The following is a 21,131-nucleotide window of genomic DNA, read 5'->3' on the forward strand; positions in this document are numbered from 1 at the left end:
TATTATTTTTCATACATGTGACAAATTTCCTTTGTACATTCGTATACTTTACGATAACGCGCATACACCTTTTGGTAAACTTCCACTTGCTGCGGGTTCGGTTGCACAGGGGATTGGTAGGAAACAAAAACACTTGCACATTCGTTCAAATCAGTAAACCAGCCACAGCCTACTGCTGCTAACATAGCGGCACCAAGCCCAGGTCCTTGTTTGGTGGTTAAAGTAACGATTGGTCGATTGAAAATGTCCGCTTGCATTTGGAGCCACGTCTGATTTTTTGCGCCGCCACCGACTGATACGATTGTTTCGATTTTTTGTTGTGTCATCTCTTCCATGATCTCTTGGGAGTCCTTTAGAGAGAAGGTGATCCCTTCTAGCACGCTACGGGTAAAATGTTTCAACTCGTGTTGCGTATCTATCCCAATAAAGCTTCCTCTGATTTGGCTATCACTGTAAGGCGTCCGTTCCCCTACGATATAAGGAGTGAACAATAAGCCATTACTGCCTGCATCAACGCTTCCGATTTCTGATAGCAACTCGCTGAATGAACGATCAGGAGCAAAGCGCTGTTTGAACCAACTCAAGCTGTCGCCAGCTGCTAAGGTCACACCCATGGAATACGCGGCGCCTGAGGCATGTTGGAAGAGATGAAGCTTTCCTTGATAGTCTCTGTCCACATTCTTTTCGTATCGTAGGAATACTCCGCTTGTACCGATGGAACATAGTCCCAGACCTTCTTCTAAAATACCAGCGCCAACAGCGCCACAGGCATTGTCGGCACCGCCTGCGATTACTTTGACTGGCTTGGTAAAGCCGTATCTTTCTTTTCATTCCTCTCTCAATGTCCCCACCACTTCAGTAGAAGCCACTAAAGAAGGTAAGATGGCTGGGTCGATCCCAAATACTTCTAAGATTTCTTCGTCCCACTGCTTCGTTTCTTGATTCAGCAGTAGCGTTCCAGCCGCATCTGAATCGTCCATATGATACGAACCGGTCAACCAGAAACGCAAATAATCTTTCGGTAATTGTATGTGTTTAACCTTTTCCCAACTCGCTGGTTCGTGTTCTTGAACCCATAAGATTTTCGGTAGTGTAAATCCTTCTAAGGCTTTGTTTTTCGTGTGCTGTAACAACTTATCCCCCATTATTTCAGTGATTCGTTGACATTGTGCTGTCGTACGAACATCATTCCATAAAATAGCTGGTCTTACAACTTGATCTGCTTCATCCAAAAGAACTAAGCTGTGCATCTGTCCAGAAAAACTGATGCCTGCCAATTCCTCTTTAAGATCAGTCACTTCCTCTAATAATTCTTTCAATATTTGATCTGCTGCTTTGAGCCAATCCGCCGGTTGTTGCTCGCTATACCCCATCTGCGGATTGCTCATAGGGTAAGAAGCAACTGCTTCTGCCACTAACTTTCCTTTTCGATCAAACACTAGGCCCTTCAAGGCACTTGTTCCTAGATCTAAACCTAATACATACATGAATCGTTCCCCTTTCCGACAAAAACAAGCGAAAGAAACAGTCCGTTCCATCAAGACACCGCCTGTTCCTTTCCACTGATTACATACGCTTTTTATTCTGTTTCTTCTGTACTTTCTACCGAAGAATCTTCTACTGAGTCTGTTTTCACTTTACTTTTTTCTTTTCCATAATCTTCTAACTCTTCCGCTAACACATAGTTGACATCGATCGGAATCGTTGCGTCAATTGTTTCACCGTCGATTGCTTTCACTAAATTCTCGATCACTTGATAACCGATTTGGTACGCATCTTGGTCAACAATCGCTGTGATTCGTTCGTCCGCTACTCCGCTTAACCAAGTGTCCGTATAATCAAATCCATAATGAAGCACTTGTCCTGCTTTTCCTTGAGATTCTAACGCACTCATCACACCAACATTCGGCCCTTCTGAACCTAATGAAAAGACAGTGACTAAGTCTCTATTCGCCGCAATGTAGCCTTCTAATTGTTTTTTAGATTCTGATGGTTGATCATTGTCTTGAATCGTCGCTAAAAACTTAAAGTTCTCAGCATCTTTTCCATAGATCTCTGCAAAACCTTCTTTCAGTCCTTTTTCACGATCGATCATAGTTGGTTGTGCGACGTCCACACAAACGATTGCGATCGAACCGCCGGTAATGCCTTTTGCCTTCATTTCTTCAGCAGCACGTAACCCTAATTCTTTTCCAGCTGAGACATTGTCCGTACCGACGTAAGCTGTTCGATCTTCTGGATTTTCTAAATCGGCATCAAAGGTGATGACTGGAATATTTTTATCCATGGCTGCTTTGATTGGATCAACAAACGCTTTTTTCTCAATCGGTGCAATGGCGATTCCTGCTACGTTTTTGGCAACTGCTTCTCTGATAAAGCCGATATGTTTCTCTTTCTTACTTGGTTCAGCAGAAGGAGATGTTTTCGTGACCAATGTATAGCCCAATTCTTGTGCCGCATCTTCTGCTCCTTTTTTCATGGGGTTCCAATAAGCTCCGGTGTCTACGATTGGAATGAAATACAAGGTCTTTTCACTATCTGCATCCGCAGAATCACTCGTACTACATCCTGTACCAACTAATAATAACGCAACGAACATACTGATGACCCAAAATGATTTTTTTAACATGGTCTTTTCACTCCTTAGGTTGTAATTATGACTGGCGACTTGCTCGACGTTTCAAATAATCAATGATGATTGCTAAAATAATGACTAGACCGGTCACTGTATCTTGTAAAAATGAATTTACCCCCATCAATGTCAAGCCATTTTTAAATACTTGTAAGGTTAAGATACCTGCTACCGCTCCACCAATCGTGCCGATGCCACCGCTAAATGATGTACCACCCATGATAGCTGCCGCCATTGCGAACAAGTCTAAGCCATTCGCATCTTTGGAAGCGCCACCATTTAAATTTGAAACAATTAACAAACCAGCAATGGCTGCTAACATTCCTTCAATCATAAACATCTTGATGATATGTTTATCCGTATCGATACCGGATAATCTGGCTGCTTCTTGATTTGACCCTACCACATAGGTATATCTTCCTAGACGCGTATTTTTCATTATAAAAGCAAATACAATAATGATAATTAAAAAAATCAAGGCATTGCTTTTGAACATATCCGTGCCGATCGGCGTTTTCGCTAACCGATTGAACCACTCGTTTTCGGAACCGATAAATTGTTCGTCCGTGAAAAAGCCGAGCATCCCTTTGATGACATAACTTGTTCCTAACGTCAAAATAAATGAAGGCAAATCAAATTTCTTGATCAACAAAGCGTTCACCGCGCCTAACATTGCCCCTGTCAATAATGCCAGAAGCACAACGATTGGCGCAGGTATTCCTTGATTTGCCGCATATAAACCGAGCATTCCTGACGCCATTCCGACATAACCAATTGATAGATCCACATAGCCACAAATCAAAATCATCGCATAAGCAACAGTTAAAATGCCTACCGGTGGAATTTGTTGGAAGAAATTTTCAATATTGAATGTGCTTAAAAAATTCGCATTTGCAATTGAAAAATATAGGACTAAAGCAATTAACACTAAATAAACAGAGTAGTTCATAAAAAGTGACTTGATCGTTAACTTGTTTCGTTTTTCCATCGTTCTCTCCTTTGTTTACATATCCTCTAACTGAAGAATCGTTAATGCTCATTAAGCGTAGCATAGGTCATAATCAATTCTTGCGCCTCATCTTTTCTGCCCTGATACTCAGCGACGACGACTTCTCCTGTAATCTCACCTTCCCGAAAAACATGGATTCGATCGCAGATCCCTAATAATTCAGGGATTTCCGAAGAGACGATCAAAATCGTTTTCCCTTGGCGTGCCAACTCATTGATGATCGTATAGATTTCTGATTTTGCCCCCACATCAATACCTTTTGTCGGTTCATCAAAAATATATACTTGATTTGTTGTATTCAACCATTTTGCTAAAACGACTTTTTGCTGATTCCCACCAGAGAGACTGGCAACTGGACGCGCAATATCGCTGATCTTGATCTTCACGTCTTGTACAAACTGATGAGCCGTTTGATTAAGTGATTCATGTTTTAATACAAATCCACCTAGGTTCGTTATCGTGATATTGTCTTGGATCGAGAGACCAAGAAACAAGCCTTGATGTTTACGGTCTTCCGTTAGTAGTCCAATTCCTTGACGAATCGCATCCACCGGTGACTTGATCACTACCGGCTGGTTCGCCAATTTGATTTCACCAGATTTTGCTCGATCTGCACCGAAAATCAATCGCATCGTTTCGGTTCGACCACTTCCTACTAACCCCGCAAAGCCCAATACTTCCCCTCGTCTTGCCTGGAAGCTAACATTTTTCACCCGCCCAAAAGAATCAGAAAGATTCAAAACTTGTAAGTAAGTTTCTCCTAATTGGGTAGGTTGTTTCGGATACAGATCGTTGATTTCTCGCCCAACTAAGCGAGCGATGATCGCTTCTTCAGACAAGTTTTTCACTTCATCGGTCAAGATATATTCCCCGTCGCGCATGATCGTGATTCGTTCACCTAATTCAAAGATCTCTTTCATCCGATGAGAGATGTAAATACTTGATACACCTTTTTCCTTCAATCTGCGAATGATAATAAACAAAACTTCGACATCTTTTTCAGACAAAGAAGTCGTCGGCTCATCAAAAATGATCACTTTGGCATTCAAACTAAGCGCTCTGGCAATTTCAACTAATTGTTTATTGGCAGTAGACAGCGAAGCAACCAGTGTAGTAGGAGAAATCGCAGATCCCACTAGATTCAGCCATTGTTGCGTGTCTTCATATAATTTTTTGAAGTCAACAATTCCTAGCGCCTTATTCTTATAGGGCAAACGACCAATAAAAATATTTTCTGCCACAGACAAATCTTCTGCTAGATTCAATTCTTGATGAACAAAGGCAATCCCTAATTCTTGTGCGAAGTCAGGAGTCATTTTAGGGATTTCTTTCCCTTCAAATATGATTTCTCCTTCGTCCTTATCAATCAATCCCGCAAGAATGTTCATTAAAGTAGACTTACCGGCTCCGTTTTCTCCCATAAAAGCATGGATCTCGCCTTTATTTATCTCAAGTCTTGCTTTTTTCAAGACGTGGACAGGGCCAAAACTTTTTTCAATATTAGACATTGAAAATAAACGTTCTTTTTCCATGAAAGATCTCCCCTCTTACTCCTGAAGCGACCACACTGTCCTATTCACTTTGCTTTTCCCGATAATCAAAATAATCAAAAACAGCTGGCAAATCATATCCTGAGTAATCGATGTTGACCATTCCCACAAACGCACCCGTAAAAAATCCACCATGGGTTTGGTTGACATATTCATCGGATAGTACTTTTGCGTCTAACTGGATCGCTAATTCGATCCATGTTTTTCCGTCAAACGAATAAGCATATGTGTAAGTTTCTCTTCTGACGATCGTTTTGAAATAAACAACTGTTACATCCTCTGGAATTGGAATGACCTGTTCCTGCAAATAACTTTTGAATACGCCTTGATTATTCTCAGTGAGTTCAATGACACGACCTTTTTCTTCATGCCAAGTCACTTGGATCATTGACCAATGTTGCGAATTGTAATAATTCGTCAGCCCTGCCATTTGCTGGAAGGTCGTTGGCGAATAGCTCAATGCAGTTTCTGCTTCAAACTCAAATGCTTGCCAACGTCTAGCAACTAGGGAGTTTCCATGTGTATTGGCTAAACTTCCGGCACCTCGTAATGTCAGCTTTCCATCTTTCAAGATGCCGATGTCCTTCGTAAAAGGAACACGTACTGTTTGAAATTGTGGTGGCAGTTCGCTTTGTTCGAAGTTAGTCCTTTCTGGCAGTTTTTCATAAGGGTGAGGTGTCACTCCTTTAGGTGCTTCCACCTCCATGCTCCCTTGTTTTCCACCAACAATTTCTGGCCACAATTCTTTAGACCATGTCACTTTTTGGATCGCTGTTTCTCTGCCTAATGTACACCAGCCACGAGGATCATGGATGGATTCATTTTTGTGATGCCACGGTCGACCAGTCAAATGGGCAAAATACCATTCGCCTTCTGGTGTATCGACTAATGCACCATGCCCGCATTTTTGCAGTGGATTTTCTGGAGAGTCATAGGCAGTTAAAAAGGTCTCTGCTTGGCTTTCAAAAGCTTCTTCTAAAGTTTTTGACCGTGCCACTACTTCTTGGTGCGTATAGACGGTACCACCTTCTGCACAAAACAAATAATAATAACCAAATAACTTATACAGATGTGGGCCTTCCACTAATTTCACGTCAGTACCTTTCCAAATGATCTTACCTGTTTCCGGCAGTAGACGTTGCTCTTCTACTGAATATTCGGTGCATTTGATCCCATTAAATGGATGATGGTATTCGCGATGATCCCATTCCATTTGAACTAGGTATTTGCGGCCATCGTCATCATGGAAAAGAGAAGCATCGAAGCCGACACCGTTCAACCGGATCGGTTGACTCCATGGACCAGTGATCTCTTCTGCGGTAGTCAAATAATTTGTACAATCTTTGAACGCTCCATTGACCACTTTGACATCGGTATAAACTAACCAAAATTTCCCATCCGCATAAGAGAGATCGGGCGCCCAAATCCCTCCTGAATCTTCATTGCCCTTCATATCTAACATCTCGACAGAAGCCAATGGATGTGCCACTAAACGCCAATTCATCAAGTCCTGCGACTCATAGATCTGAACGCCTGGAAACCATTCAAACGTTGAGTTGGCAATGTAATATGTTTCTCCCACACGCACAATAGACGGATCAGCATGAAAACCTGTTAATACTGGATTTTTAATTTTCATCGTACACCTCACTCTATTTTTTTAGGAGAATCCCTTTCAACCATCCAAAGGAGTCAGTGACATCTATCCTTAGCTAACTGAATGAGACTCTCCATAAGTTGGATTAAACTAAATAATCATTCAAACAAGATTTGACATATTCGATATGGCTTGATTCCAGCTCGATATCTTTCAACTTCAATGCATAGTCAGTCAAACTTTCCAAATCTTCCTTGTCGTTGACAATGGATTCCCCAATGCCTTCTTGGAACGTAGCATAGCGTTTCTCTTTTAAGGTATCGAAGAAGCGATCCTCTTTTAATTTCGCTGCTGCCTTCAGCCCTCTAGCAAAGGTATCCATCCCTGCGATATGTGCTAAGAATAGATCTTCCATGGCAAAACTGGAACGACGGACTTTCGAATCAAAATTGATTCCTCCTGGTGCGATACCGCCATTTTCTAAGACACCATACATGGCCAATGTGACATCATAGACGTTCGTTGGGAACTCATCAGTATCCCAACCAAGCAACACATCTCCTTGATTCGCATCTAGGGAACCTAACGCGTTGTTGATCCGTGCTACTTCGATCTCATGTTCAAACGTATGCCCAGCTAACGTAGCATGATTGGCCTCTAGATTCAGTTTGAATTTCTCTTGTAAACCATATTTTTGAATAAATTGTAAAGCCGTTGCGGCATCAAAATCATATTGATGTTTACTTGGCTCCATTGGTTTTGGTTCAATCAAGAATTGTGGCGTATGACCGATTTTTTCACTATACGCGATCGCCATTTTGAACAAACGTGCAATATTATCTTGTTCAAACGCCATATCCGTATTCAACAACGTTTCATACCCTTCACGACCACCCCAGAATACATAATTTTGACCGTTGAGTTTTTTTGATATGTCTAAGCCTTTTTTGACTTGAGCAGCAGCATAGGCAAAGACATCCGCATGATTCGTTGAAGCTGCCCCATTCACGTAGCGTGGGTGGCTGAACATATTTGCAGTATTCCAAAGTAGTTTGATTCCCGTACGCTCCATCTGTTCCTTGATCAAATCTGTGATTTCATCTAAGTTTGCATAGAATTCTTCTAAACTATTCCCTTCAGGCGCGATATCGACATCATGGAAACAAAAATATTCGACACCTAATTTTTCTAAAATCTCAAAAAAGGCCGCTACTCGATTTTTTGCGGTTTCCATTTCAGTCGCACCTATCCACGTTCTTTGATTGACTGGTGAGCCGAATGGATCACTGCCATCTTGTGTCATGGTATGCCAGTAAGCAACAGCAAATCGTAAATGCTCCTTCATCGTTTGACCGGCAACTACCTCTTCTGGATTGAAATGGCGAAAAGCAAAGGGATTGGTTGTCGTTGTTCCTTCATATTGGATTTTTTCTATTTGTGGAAAATAGCTCATATCATATTCCTCCTAATTTATTCATTCTTTATTAGTTAGTTCATCTAACAAACTAACTTAACAAGCATATAGTATACGCTTTCATAATTATAGTCAAGTTATTTTTTTATTATTATCAAAGCATTTATATTCGAATGAAGTTAATTTATTTACTTTACAAAACGAAATAGCTATAGATAAATAACTAGAAAAATAATGAGATTACCAGTATACTTTAGAACGTATCCTCATTACATAATGAATAGGAAGTGATTTACTTTGAAAAATCCAACGTATACTCGACGGAGCCCAAATGAGTCTCTCTGTTTAGAATTGATTATGAATCAACCAGCTCTTTCTCGTGCAGAGCTTTCAGCCATAACTGGACTAACCAAAGCAACTGTGTCCTCCATTGTGAAAAAATTGATCGATGATCAACTAGTCATCGAGACCGGCATTGGAGAATCTAGTAATGTCGGTGGACGTAAACCGATCATTCTTCAATATAACGGAAAAGCTGGGCTCTCTATTTCCATTGACATCGGCTATAATTACATCCATGGTCTTCTTACTTATCTAGATGGGGAAGAGATCCAACATATCCAAAAAAAGCCAATCACATTAGATGAGGAAGCCATCCATCTATATCTTTCAGAAATCTTCACGTTATTTGAACAACATCTTCCGACGACAGAATATGGGATTATTGGGGTAGCAATTGCCGTGCATGGCCCTGTCTACCAAGGTGAGCCAATTTTTGGCCCTCATTACAATTTCGATCACATTCCTTTTCGTAAAATAGCTGAAAAACTGAGAAACTATCCTGTCTATTTAGAAAATGAAGCAAATCTTGCAGCTTTAGGTGAGTATAGCTTTACCTCAGATTCGGAAAATCTTGTCAGTATCAATATGCACAGCGGCATTGGTGCAGGAATCGTCAAAAATGGGAATTTAGAGGTTGGTGCACATGGTTTTGCTGGTGAAATCGGTCATCAGATCATCGTGATGGACGGTAAGGAATGTCGCTGTGGCAATCGAGGTTGTTTGGAAATGTACGCTGCCAACAAAGTCTGCTACGATCGATTTGCTCAGAAAAAAAAGTTGGACTATGTCAATGCCATCATCCTTCGAGAATATGTTCAAAACCAAGATCGTGATGCATTACAGGTCGTGGAGGAAAATATCAACTACTTGACGATCGGTATCAACAACTTGATCGCCCATTATGACCCATCGATCATTATTTTGAATAGCTCACTTTATCGCGAAATACCTGATATGATCGAACAATTAAAAGGGAATCTGCACAATCATTTTTCGAATCAATTAGTCGTCCGCAACAGTTCCTTGAACGAAAAAGCGACACTTCTAGGAGGATTGGTCTTAAATCTCCAACACTTTTTAGAAATCAAACACCTGAAATTAAAATAATCATGAATCAATAAAAAAATCTGCCAAACCGGAAATCATTGAATTCCAGTTTGGCAGATTTTATCTAAATAAAGTACTCGTATCTTTAACTTGAAATTTTAAATAGTAAAAGAACAAAAATACCTTCTACAATTGATCAAACACTTCAACAACATGTTCCACTGTAAACTGATAATTTTGGATGATCGTTTCCCCAGGTGCGCTCGCGCCGAAACGATCAATCGCAATGATTGCCCCTGCTGTCCCTGTATAGCGCTCCCAGCCAAATGAAGCAGCCATTTCGATAGAAACACGCTTCGTCACTGCTTTTGGCAAGACGCTTTCTTGATATTCCGCGGATTGTTGTTCAAACAAATCAAAACTTGGCATAGAAACCACTGAGACATCTTTTCCTTGTTCCGCCAATACTTTTTGCGCTTTAACAGCTAGATCCACTTCTGAACCTGTCGCTATCAAGATTCCTTCTGGTTGTTCCCCTTTAGCCGGAGACAAGACATAAGCACCTTTTTTAACCATATCATCCGCCACTTCTTTCGTTGTTGGAAGAACTGGTAGATTTTGACGACTCAAGACTAAGATCGTTGGTGTATCTGTAGATTCCATCGCAACTTTCCACGCCGCACGAGTTTCGTTCCCGTCCGCCGGACGTAAGACATGGACACCTGGCATACTTCTAACCGAAGCCAATTGTTCCACTGGCTCATGCGTCGGGCCATCTTCACCAACTGCTACAGAGTCATGGGTCAAGACATAAATGACTGGCGTGTTTTGGATCGCTGCTAAACGCACAGCTGGTCGCAAGTAATCCACAAAGACAAAGAATGTTCCCCCATAGATCCTGGTACCGCCATGCAATTGGATCCCGTTCATCGCTGATGCCATCGCAAACTCACGAACACCAAACCAAATGTTGCGGCCTTCATAGTGTTCAGGCGTGAAGTCTTTGTCTGCTGTGACCATCGTATTGTTTGATCCGGATAGATCGGCAGAACCACCCCAGAAACTTGGGATCGCTTTTGATAATGCTTGGATGACTTCTTTACTTGAGACACGACTGGCTTGGCTTTCGCCTTCATCGTATGTTGGAAGCTCTGCATCCCAATTCTCTGGTAATTTCCCAGCAAAGGCATCTTCGAATTGTTGCGCTAATTCTGGATACGCTGCTTTGTATGCTGCGAACATCTCACGCCAAGCATTTTCAGCTTTTTCACCTTCTTCAACCATCGTTTGACGGAAGCGTTCCACCACTTCTTCTGGTACGGTAAAGTCAGGGTATTCCCAACCATAGATCTCTTTGGCTTTTTGAATGCCTTCTAAGCCAAGTGGTGCGCCGTGGACCGCAGAAGTTCCTTGGTTTGGTGCACCAAATCCGATGACCGTTTTCACTTCGATCAATGTCGGTTTGTCTGTTTCGGCTTTCGCTTCTTCAATTGCTTTTGAGATGGCTTCTAAATCATTGCCGTCTTTGACCAAGAGATGTTGCCAACCGTAAGCTTCATACCGTGCGCCAACATTTTCAGTGAAGGCTTTTGAGGTTGGTCCATCTAAAGAAATATCGTTTGAATCGTATAAAACGATCAATTTACCAAGTTTCATATGACCAGCCATCGAACTTGCTTCTTGAGACACGCCTTCCATCAAGTCGCCATCGCCACATAACGCATAGGTATAATGATCAACGACGTTGAATTGATCTTTGTTATAGGTCGCAGCTAGATGCGCTTCTGCCATTGCCATCCCCACAGCCATCGCGATCCCCTGACCGAGAGGACCAGTCGTTGCTTCGACGCCGTCCGTATGGTTGACCTCAGGGTGTCCCGGTGTTTTTGAATCCCATTGACGGAATTGTTTCAAGTCATCAATCGTCACTTGGTACCCTGCTAAGTGCAACAAGCTGTACAACATCGCTGAACCATGTCCCACAGATAAGACAAAACGGTCACGGTCTGCCCAGTTTTTAGAAGTTTTCGGATTCACTTTCAAGTGTTTCGTCCAAAGGGCATAAGCCATTGGCGCGGCACCCATTGGTAACCCCGGATGTCCTGAATTTGCTTTTTGTACTGCATCAACACTCAATGTACGGATCGTATTCACACCAAGCTGATCTACTTTATCAAACAATATAATTCCTCCTTGTTCATTCCTATAAAATAATGTCCATTCTTTAAATTTCACTTTGAAAATAAGACAGAAGAATCAAAAATGAATGAGGCATTCTCGATTTTCCTGTCTTATTACTCGATGGTGACCGACTTTCTCACGACCTCTGATAAACGGTGTTCAAGGAGCAACACTTCGGTCATAAGTCAGAAACATCAAAAATGAAAAAGCCATTTTCGATGTTCCTGACTTATGCCTTAGTGCTGAACGCTCCTTTCACAACCTCTTTTTACCCGATCGTTTTCCCAGTCATTTCTTCATAATCGGTTTTCATGATTTCCCATGACTTTTCGATTTTTTCATCTAAACCAAACAAGCCACTACGACCAACGATATAAATATCTGGTCCTGCTGCATCGATTCGTTTGAAGGATTTACGGTTAGAAGAGCCGTCCATTTCAATCACATAATTATACCCTTTTTCTTCGCGGAGTTCGCGTAAAGCAACGATCTTATCCAGTGTACTTTCAATAAACCGTTGTCCAGCAAATCCTGGATCGATCGTCATGATCGTGATTTTATCGACCAATTCGATGTATGGGAAGATCGCTTCGATCGGTGTTTCTGGGTTCAAAACGACGCCAGCTTTTAACCCTGCATCATGGATTTGATCGATCAAACGAAAGGCTAAACCATCTAATAATTCGGCGTGCATACAGATCCATTCACACTTTTGCTCGATTAATTGATTCACCCAAAAACTTTGATCCTTGACCATTAAGTGCGCAGACATTGGTAGATTACTGATTTTACGTACCTCATCAATGAACCATGGAGATAATGTGATATTTGGTACATAATGACCATCCATGATATCGATATGGTAAGAATCGACATGATCATTTAAAAATTCGATTTGTTCTTTGAACTTATCTAAGTCCATCGTCATCAATGAAGGTGAAAATTCCACTTTTCCCATTTATTTGTTCCCTCCTTGAAAGCTTTCCCAGTCCGCCATGAATTGAGCAATCCCTTTATCTGTCAACGGATGGCTCCACAACGTCTGGTACAATGATGGCGGTACAGTAGCAATATGTGCACCAACTAAACTTGCTTTTTCCACATGTTCCGAATTGCGAACACTTGCTGCAATAATTTCTGTAGAAAACCCGTAAGTATCAAGTACTTCACGTAGTTTTGCGACAAGCTCGATCCCGCTCGTTCCGGTATCATCTAATCGTCCTAAAAATGGTGAAATAAATGTCGCACCTGCTTTTGCTGCTAGCAACCCTTGTGCCACAGAGAAAATCAATGTGACATTGGTCTTGATCCCCAATTTAGATAATTCGTTCGTCGCTTTCAATCCTTCTTCTGTCATAGGGATCTTGATCACAATGTTTTCCGCCCATTGGACGATTTCTTTCGCTTCTGCGACCATACCGTCTGCTTCCAAACTAGTCACTTCTGCTGAGACAGGACCGTCAACGATCGAACAGATTTCTTTGATGACTTCTTCAAACACGCGTCCTTCTTTGGCAATGATCGTCGGATTAGTTGTCACCCCATCGACTAAACCTAGCGCATTGATTTTTTTGATTGCTGTTACATCTGCTGTATCTAGAAAAAATTTCATCGATTTTGCCCCTCTTTTTTACGCACTTATTTTAAAAAATCTGAATATCATCTAAACTGATATCTTCTTCCTCTTTCTCTACTACTAAATCCATTTCTTCTTCCGGCACGTTCTTTTTGATCACAGCTAAAACGACGGCTGTAACTAAGACGTTCACTAAGATCGCGATCACACCTGCCCATGGTCGAGACATCGTTGGGATCATCAAGACACCACCGAAAGGAACCGTTGCATCCGCACCTAAGATCATCGTTGTTGCACCACCAGCAAATCCACCGATAGCTGTTGCGACTACGCCACGTACGATATCGTTCATAACTAAAGGAATCACACCTTCAACGATATTGATGACACCCATTGGTACGGCTGATTTCAATGTTTCTACTTCCACTTTTGTATAGATATTCTTGCGGAACATTTTGGCGATAAAATAAGCTAACCCGAAACCGATCGGTGTGGCTGTATTCACCAATTGCAATGCGGTGATTGGGCCATTCAACCCTTCCGCTTGCATCGTCAAAACAAAGGCAAATACGGTTTTGTTGATTGGACCACCGTAGTCGATCCCACTTAATAAGCCGATCACACCACCAAAAATCAATAAGGAAGAATTGCCTAATCCATCTAAGAAATTCGTTAATAATAGCGTTAATGCTGCGATTGGCGCGCCAATGATATACACCATGACCAAGCCACCAACAATTGAAGCAATAAATGGAATAATCAATGTTGGCATCAATCCTTTTGCCCATTTTGGTACTTTGACATGTTTTAAAATACCTAAAACCAGATACCCTGCTAAGTAACCACCTAAAATCCCACCGATAAAACCAGCACCAATTGCATTTGCTGTTAAACCAATAATGAAACCTGGTGCGATCCCTGGTTTAGCTGCAATAGAATAAGAAATCCCAGTAGCGATCACAACTGGTAATAATCCTAAACCAGCACCACCCATCGTTGCTAATGCATCCCAAATCGAAAACTCTCCTTGTACAAGTGTTCCTTGACTTGTTCCGCCAAATGCCATGCCGATTGCAATTAAGAATCCGGCACCGCATACGATTGGAATCAAATATGAAATCGCTGTCAATAAATGTCCTTTTAAATTTAACTTTTTAATTGCCTCCATTTTTTTGTCTCCCCCATTCTGGTAATTATTGTTGTACGACTACTTCTTCTACTTTTTCAATCAACTTACTCGGTGATTTTACAGCAACTTCTGTCGGTACTTGTACGATTCGTTTTCCTTCAAAACGTTCACGACCACTGATTTTGACATCTACAGCTAAAATCACGACATCTGCTTGACTGATTTGCTCTGCCGTCAATTCATTTTCGATCCCGATCGTTCCTTGTGTTTCTACATGGATCTCATGCCCTGCCTTTTTTGCGGCATTCTCCAACTTTTCTTGCGCAATGTACGTATGAGCGATACCCACCGTACATGCTGCTACTCCAACGATTTTCATTTTTTTCTTCCTCCTCACTCTCTAGCCAAATGCAGCAACTACTTCATCGATTTCTCTTGCAGCAATTAAACGTTCCACCACTTCATCATTTCCTAACTTACGGGCAAATAAGGACAACAATTTTAAATGTTTTTGCGCGCCCTCCGTATCGTCTCCGACTGCAAACAAGATGATCCCTTTCACGCCCTTACCATCTAATGTTTCCCAAGGGATTTCATTTTCGGTCACCCCGATCGCCACACCGACCTTCTTCACATACGCACTTTTTCCATGTGGAATAGCGATATAATTACCGATCCCTGTTTGACCTTGCGCTTCTCGCAAATAAATATCTTTCACAAATGCTTCGACATCCGTAATGTATTCTTGTTCATATAAGCGATTGGCTAATTCATACAAGACCTCATCTTTCGTTTTTCCGTTTAAGTTCGTTTTGATGATTGTTGGATCAATGATTTCTTTGATCTCCATTTTCCTCACTCCTCATTAGTTACTGACAACTTCCATTGCTTTTTCGATTAATTTGTTTGGTGATTTTACCGCGATCTCTGTTGGTACTTGGATGATTTTCTTTCCTTCGAAACGTTCCCGTCCACTGATCTTGACATCCACTGCTAGAATCACGATATCGGCTTGATCGATGGCTTCTTGTGGCAATTCATTTTCAATGCCGATCGTTCCTTGGGTTTCGACATGGATCTCATGACCCGCTTTTTTCGCTGCATTCTCTAATTTTTCTTGTGCAATATACGTATGGGCAATACCCACTGTACATGCTGCTACTCCAACGATTTTCATTATTGGTTCCTCCAATTTTTGATAGTATTTTTATCGTTCTGTGAAATTACCTGCTTTCAATTCATCTAGATAGTCAGGATCAGCCAGTTTTCGCATAAAATCAGCAAGCTGTCGTTTAACTGCCAGTGTTTCGTTTTCTGCTAGTAAGACAACGATGATCAATTCCACTTGTAAGATTCGTTCCGACCATTCAGTAATTGGCTGTTGGGGACGAATCACCCAGACCTGTGTTTTGGCTAACGCTGGATGTTCAAGATGAGGTAAAATCACGCCTTCCTCAATTTGGATATCTCCTACCGCTTCTCGTTGAAACAATGCCTGTTGGATCGCTTGTGCCTCTTCTTTTGAAGCAGGAAAGACATGTTGACTGACCCATTCATAGGTTTCTGCCTTTGACGTTAATGCAATCTGATCGAATGTTTCCACGAAATTATCTATCATGATAAATATCCTCGATTTTCTTTTGGATTCTTGACTGATCATCAGCGGTCAACATCGCACTAACGATCAGAGATTGAACAGGAAACGCTTCTTTCAACCCAACTGTCGTTAAAATCAACTCGATTCCTGGCGTCTTTTCTAACACCGATTGGTAATTTTTAGTACTGATCACATCTACGATTTCTAATTCCGGGAATTTTTTGGCTAACTTCACTTTCAATAATTCAGAAGTCCCTACGCCAGTTGTACACATGATCAGTGTTTGGATCGGAAATTGGTGCGTCTCGATGATTCGTGCAAAATACAAGGTGATAAACCCGATCTCATCAGGCGTGATTGTTGGTAGCTGAAACGTTTGACTCACCTGTTCAGACACTTCAGCGACAGCATTAAAAATCGTTTCATACGTTAATTGGATTTGATCCAACAAACTATTTTTCACTCTGATTTGATGACGCAATCGATTGATCAAGGGTTTGATATGATTAGCAAGATCTGTAAAAATCATCTCATTCGCTACATTGAGATTCAGCTTCTCACCAACTTGGTACAAATAATAAGAAGTAATCTCCAACACTTCTTCTGTAAACGTTTGCGTTTTAGCTTGGTTATTATCCGTTCTGGAAGAAAGTAAATATTGATAGAGATAGTAGATCTCACTTACTGGTAATTTCGTTTTCAAATACACTTCCACTTGGCGGATCACTTCGATGGCAATATCGCGAATCAAAGATTCATTATCTAAAACTTGTAATTGTTCCATCGTTAATTTTTCTCCAGTAGCTTGATAATTCGTTTTTCTTGCGCGGCGTACCGCAATGTATAGATGGGAGAAAATATTGATATTATATGGGTAAGGAATCGTGCCATTTAATTTCTTTTCAATCAGCTTGATCTGTTCGATGACAAAATTCGCATCGTAACGATTAAACGCAAATTCATCCGATAGAGCGATTTCATCAATATCGAAAATATTCAATCGTTGAATCAACTCAGTGATCGCTCGACGGATATTCTCTTCCTTTCCTTCGATGGCTAATGTCCGATTTTTGCGAATCAATTGCAGATCATACGCTGAAATCCGTTCCGCAATGATTTTTTCATCATTCGCGATCGCTGAATCACCAACATAATAGGTTTGATACAAATCAATGACTTTTAGTGCTTTAGGCGAGGATAATAATAATTCTTCCATCACATTATTTTGCCGTTCTGACGGTAGAACTTCCACAGAAGACACAATTGTTTGGTTCGTCTGTGCAATATATTTTTCATAATCAAGTTTGTACCCCCGACCCTTTTCAGACAAAATCAGTGGCCCATTCGGAAACTCATCATTTATTTTTTTAACCAAGCGGTAGACCGTCTTGGTAGAGGTACTCATTAACTCTGCCAACACTTCAGCAGTAACATAATCTCTTTGCTTTGATAAAAGAAGCGTTAATTTATTCCCTCGATCCATTTGACTAGTCATAGCTCTATCCCCCCTGTATCTTTATCATAAGCGATTTTTTTTATTCTGCTTCACTACATAATGTCCCTTGCAGCGGACAAAATGTATTCGGTTACACAAGGTTGTGAAAGAAGCGGTCAGCACTGAGTAATAAGACAGAAAAATCGAAAATGGCTTTTTCATTTTTGATTTTTTTGGCTTATTATTGAAGTGTTGCTTCTTGAACACCGTTTATCAGGTTGTGAGAAAGCCGTTCAGCTCCGAATAGTAAGGCGGAACGTGGGAAAATAGCTTTCCATATTTTTTCACGTTTCGACTTACTATTGAAGGAGCTGGATTTCGAACACCGTTTATCAGGTTGTGAAAGGATCGGTCAGCACTAAGGCATAAGTCAGGAACATCGAAAATGGCTCTTTCATTTTTGATGTTTCTGGCTTATGACCGAAGTGTTGCTCCTTGAACACCGTTTATCTAAGTTGTGAGAAAAGCGTTTTGATCTGAGCAGTAAGATGGGAAATCAGAAAATAGCTTTTCATATTTTTTGATTTTTCAGCTTACTGTTGAAGGTCAGCTTTTTTAAAAACTAAATAGTTACATTTTTTGATACTAAAGATAACTATATGAAAACATAACATTTTGATCATCAATTTTAAAGCGAACATCAAAAATATCCTTTTGAAATATTTTTGATAAGAGATTTTATTCCCCTCAATTGTCTTGATTTACTCGTGATTCCAACTTAAACCACTTGAACAACCTCACAGCCTTAAAATAACTATCACTATTAAATAAGATAACTTTCTTACCACAGCCATGATTAACAAATAAGTTAAACAAGTAGACACACAAATCACGTAATGTCTTTACTATCGGATAAACAAACTGTTACAGAGATAGCTTCCATGAAAATAAGGCGACATCCACAAAAATTCCAATGATTTTCGTGGATATCACCTTATTTATTGAGATTAAAACCTTCCGTCCCACCTCAATTTTTTGATTGTTAAATATAGATTTTTTTGAGAATCATCGCTTCCAATAGTAGTAGGAAACGGTATTTCTCATCAATTTGCTGGTACATCATTCAATGACCAATTAATGGTCGCTTGGTAAAGTTTTCCTACCGCTATTTTATCGCCATCGACCTTCAACTGCACATCTTCATAATTTAACTCCCAAGCACCTTGACCAGTTCCAGTCGCTGCATCCATGACAGAAACCGCAGCACCATCTTCTTGTAATGTAAAGTCAAGCGCTTGAGGTGCTTTTGCAGTATTCCCTGTCGTTGTGTTTAGAGTGCCTGCATGAAAACTGATACTTGCACCTTTTAAGAATGTACCGAACGGTGCCGTCTCCAAATCAGCCATTGTATCACTCGTAAATTGTTGTGACATTGATGCTGTAACGTGCCAACCTTTGTTTGTATATGATTCATCGGTGACTTTTAAACCCGTCTGTGTCTCACTGGCGTATGAGTGAGTTCCCGATTTCAATGTCTGTGTGCCAAACTCAACGGTTGGTACTTCATCAAGCGTTGGCATAGCTGGCGGCGCTGTGACATTTAGAGTAAAAGCTACCGTGCCTGCTTGGTAGTACTTATTCGCATCAGCGGCCAAAGCCTCACTCAAACTTCCATACGTGTTTCCATCAGGTGCTGTCACATCTTTGATTGTGACACCAGCAGGAAGTTCAGGTAACTGCTCACTAGGATCTTTGATGACTCCACCGGTGACACCTGTTTCAGTCGGAATCACAGGTAGATCAGGCACATTCGGTCTCGTACCATCCACATATTTATAGGAAAAACTAGCTGACGCAGCATCGCTAGCTAAATAGATAGTAAAATAATTCGCCCAGGGATTGTTGGCTATATCATCAAATGTTGAATTTGCGGCAACCGCTGAAGCAATATCCGGGTATGTCTTCCCACCTTGACCGTCAGGAGCCACGACGTGATCCAATTTGTACCCTGCTGGTACGCTTAACTTAGGTACCGTTGGGAATGTCGCACCATACTTATCGGTGAACGATGGCGGACTAGCCATAGGTAACTCTACCGCAGAGCCTGCTGTAAACGACAGAGTGGACGAAGGATGGCCACCAGGCAATCCCGTAATCGGGTCCGTTACGACCCCAGTTCCTGGTGTATCTTTTAGATAATAGGTTCTGAAATCCACTTTCTCATCAATAGGCGTATAATAAACATTGATTCCATTGGGATTAGCTTTGACATATTCGTCATAATTAGCAACCGTGATTGAACCCCCACTCAAAAAACTATACCCAGTAAAGGTTGGCGCCTGATAAGTAAAATTGTCCGAGGCGTTTGCTGAACCATTTGTTACACCAATCTTGTCACCCACATTCGCAGTGATTGTAGCTGCTTCTACCTTTTTGATTGGTTCATTCGTCGTTGCATCAATAAAATTCACTGGGAATGTGACTGTACCACGAGTCGCTATAAATGAAGCTCCTTTGGAAGCATTCCCACCTTGGATCACTCCAGTATTGTTACCTGTGATCGCCACGCTACCAAATGAAATGTTTTTTCTAATGGTGATTGTTCTTGAAATAGTTTTTGCACCGTATGCGCCATTATTGTTATAGCCAATGTCTGGCGTAGAAGTAAGCGACAGCTTGCCAGTATAAGTGCCATTTTTATTATCTACAATATCCGACCAATTCAGTGTTTGCGTTTCAGAACTCCAACGAGTCGTTCCAGACCCTTGGAATTGTAAGGGTGCAGACGCTTCTACCCATGGAATAGTAGAGGAACTTGATTGCTCGATGACACCATTTGCATCTGTTTTCCGAATCTCGATTTTATCCTGACCTTTATTGGTACCCGTTGGCCCATCAAATGCACTGTTGTACCAAATATCACGACCGACAAAAAAGCTATCTTTTAAGCCAACGATCCCTAACTTCTGTCCCGTTGCATTTGGTGCATTTTGCTTGATCATATCGTTATTTACCGGAGTTAAAAAGAAGCCCGAAGCATCCCCCATTTTCCAGATATCTGCTTTATCATACCAATAGGGCGTTTTGATTGTTAAAGGTTTAGAAAAATCAAGTGTTGCTCTGATCGATTGATACACCCATGAATTTTTAACTGACTTGGCCAACCATAAATAATTGTTTCCCGAAGGATCCCATTGCCACCACTTGCTATCCCCTGCTAACATCGTCCAGTTATTCGGATTTTGTTGAAAGGTGCTATCCAAAGTATGATTGCCAGTATCTGTATTTTTTCCGGGCGTCAATGTACTGGAAATAACTGTTGCCGCTTCAACTTGATCTCCAAAATAGTTGCTCAAAAAGGGCAATAGAGCAACGATACCGAACCCGCTAATAATTGTTGATATGATTGTTTTCTTTTTATTCATCCATTTTCTCTTCTTTCTTTTGAGGTGGTTGCGCACTTATAAGAAAAAGTACACCGTATCTTGTTGAAGACAGCACTTCTATTTTCACAGTCTATACATAATAAATAATTTTTTCTCGATTTATAGTAGCAAAAAAAGTAACAGCTATTGTTATGATTGTTTTGTAAAAAAATGAAAAAAATTCATGGTTATTCTCA

The 21,131-nt window shown here is 41.0% G+C and carries 16 protein-coding genes and 1 pseudogene; 1 reads left to right on the forward strand and 16 read right to left on the reverse strand.

What is annotated here, in order from left to right:
- Positions 1–2: 2 nt before the first annotated feature.
- The 6 genes and pseudogenes from xylB to xylA form a co-directional block, all read right to left on the reverse strand.
- Positions 3–1,487, reverse strand: a pseudogene (gene xylB, locus IGK77_RS14295) (xylulokinase).
- 92 nt (positions 1,488–1,579) lie between these two features.
- Complete coding sequence (locus IGK77_RS14300; protein ID WP_074801488.1) at positions 1,580–2,629, reverse strand: sugar ABC transporter substrate-binding protein; 1,050 nt, start codon at positions 2,627–2,629, stop codon at positions 1,580–1,582.
- A 25-nt stretch (positions 2,630–2,654) separates the two neighbouring features.
- A complete protein-coding gene (locus IGK77_RS14305; RefSeq protein ID WP_074801491.1) occupies positions 2,655–3,620 on the reverse strand; it encodes an ABC transporter permease in 966 nt (321 codons plus the stop codon).
- Positions 3,621–3,661: 41 nt separating this feature from the next.
- Positions 3,662–5,173 (reverse strand): sugar ABC transporter ATP-binding protein, encoded by a 1,512-nt coding sequence (locus IGK77_RS14310; protein ID WP_071866497.1) that lies wholly within the window; start codon positions 5,171–5,173, stop codon positions 3,662–3,664.
- Between the two features lie 40 nt (positions 5,174–5,213).
- Positions 5,214–6,830 carry a glycoside hydrolase family 43 protein gene (locus IGK77_RS14315; protein WP_074801494.1) on the reverse strand — a complete coding sequence of 539 codons (1,617 nt, stop codon included), beginning with the start codon at positions 6,828–6,830 and terminating at the stop codon, positions 5,214–5,216.
- A 103-nt stretch (positions 6,831–6,933) separates the two neighbouring features.
- Positions 6,934–8,241, reverse strand: a complete 1,308-nt coding sequence (gene xylA / locus IGK77_RS14320) for a xylose isomerase (RefSeq protein ID WP_074801497.1) — start codon at positions 8,239–8,241, stop codon at positions 6,934–6,936.
- A 258-nt stretch (positions 8,242–8,499) separates the two neighbouring features.
- On the opposite strand from xylA, the gene IGK77_RS14325 reads away from it, so the two are divergent.
- Positions 8,500–9,651, forward strand: a complete 1,152-nt coding sequence (locus tag IGK77_RS14325; protein WP_071866494.1) for an ROK family transcriptional regulator — start codon at positions 8,500–8,502, stop codon at positions 9,649–9,651.
- 126 nt (positions 9,652–9,777) lie between these two features.
- Here IGK77_RS14325 and tkt read toward each other — a convergent pair whose 3' ends face one another.
- From tkt to IGK77_RS14375, 10 genes are all read right to left on the reverse strand, one after another.
- Positions 9,778–11,772: a transketolase gene (gene tkt, locus IGK77_RS14330; protein WP_438713228.1), complete on the reverse strand. Its 1,995-nt coding sequence runs from the start codon at positions 11,770–11,772 to the stop codon at positions 9,778–9,780.
- A gap of 268 nt (positions 11,773–12,040) precedes the next feature.
- Entirely contained in the window at positions 12,041–12,730 is a 690-nt protein-coding gene (gene alsE / locus IGK77_RS14335; RefSeq protein WP_074800902.1) for a D-allulose 6-phosphate 3-epimerase, read from the reverse strand.
- Positions 12,731–13,384, reverse strand: coding sequence for a fructose-6-phosphate aldolase (gene fsa / locus IGK77_RS14340; RefSeq protein ID WP_074800904.1), 654 nt, complete (start codon positions 13,382–13,384; stop codon positions 12,731–12,733).
- Positions 13,385–13,415: 31 nt separating this feature from the next.
- Positions 13,416–14,516: a PTS fructose transporter subunit IIC gene (locus tag IGK77_RS14345; protein WP_010734015.1), complete on the reverse strand. Its 1,101-nt coding sequence runs from the start codon at positions 14,514–14,516 to the stop codon at positions 13,416–13,418.
- Between the two features lie 25 nt (positions 14,517–14,541).
- Positions 14,542–14,856 (reverse strand): PTS fructose transporter subunit IIB, encoded by a 315-nt coding sequence (locus IGK77_RS14350; RefSeq protein ID WP_010734014.1) that lies wholly within the window; start codon positions 14,854–14,856, stop codon positions 14,542–14,544.
- A gap of 21 nt (positions 14,857–14,877) precedes the next feature.
- Positions 14,878–15,327, reverse strand: a complete 450-nt coding sequence (locus tag IGK77_RS14355; RefSeq protein ID WP_071867927.1) for a fructose PTS transporter subunit IIA — start codon at positions 15,325–15,327, stop codon at positions 14,878–14,880.
- Between the two features lie 15 nt (positions 15,328–15,342).
- Positions 15,343–15,654, reverse strand: coding sequence for a PTS fructose transporter subunit IIB (locus IGK77_RS14360; protein WP_019722933.1), 312 nt, complete (start codon positions 15,652–15,654; stop codon positions 15,343–15,345).
- A gap of 30 nt (positions 15,655–15,684) precedes the next feature.
- Positions 15,685–16,095, reverse strand: a complete 411-nt coding sequence (locus IGK77_RS14365) for a PTS sugar transporter subunit IIA (protein ID WP_074800907.1) — start codon at positions 16,093–16,095, stop codon at positions 15,685–15,687.
- Positions 16,085–17,569 (reverse strand): BglG family transcription antiterminator, encoded by a 1,485-nt coding sequence (locus tag IGK77_RS14370; RefSeq protein WP_074800910.1) that lies wholly within the window; start codon positions 17,567–17,569, stop codon positions 16,085–16,087. Before IGK77_RS14370 ends, IGK77_RS14365 begins: the two co-directional genes overlap by 11 nt.
- Before the next feature lie 1,043 nt (positions 17,570–18,612).
- Positions 18,613–20,934, reverse strand: coding sequence for a WxL domain-containing protein (locus IGK77_RS14375; protein ID WP_074800912.1), 2,322 nt, complete (start codon positions 20,932–20,934; stop codon positions 18,613–18,615).
- Between the last annotated feature and the right edge of the window lie 197 nt (positions 20,935–21,131).

Origin of the sequence: Enterococcus sp. DIV0806c, from assembly GCF_051710905.1 — a bacterium.
Classification (GTDB): domain Bacteria; phylum Bacillota; class Bacilli; order Lactobacillales; family Enterococcaceae; genus Enterococcus_B; species Enterococcus_B mundtii.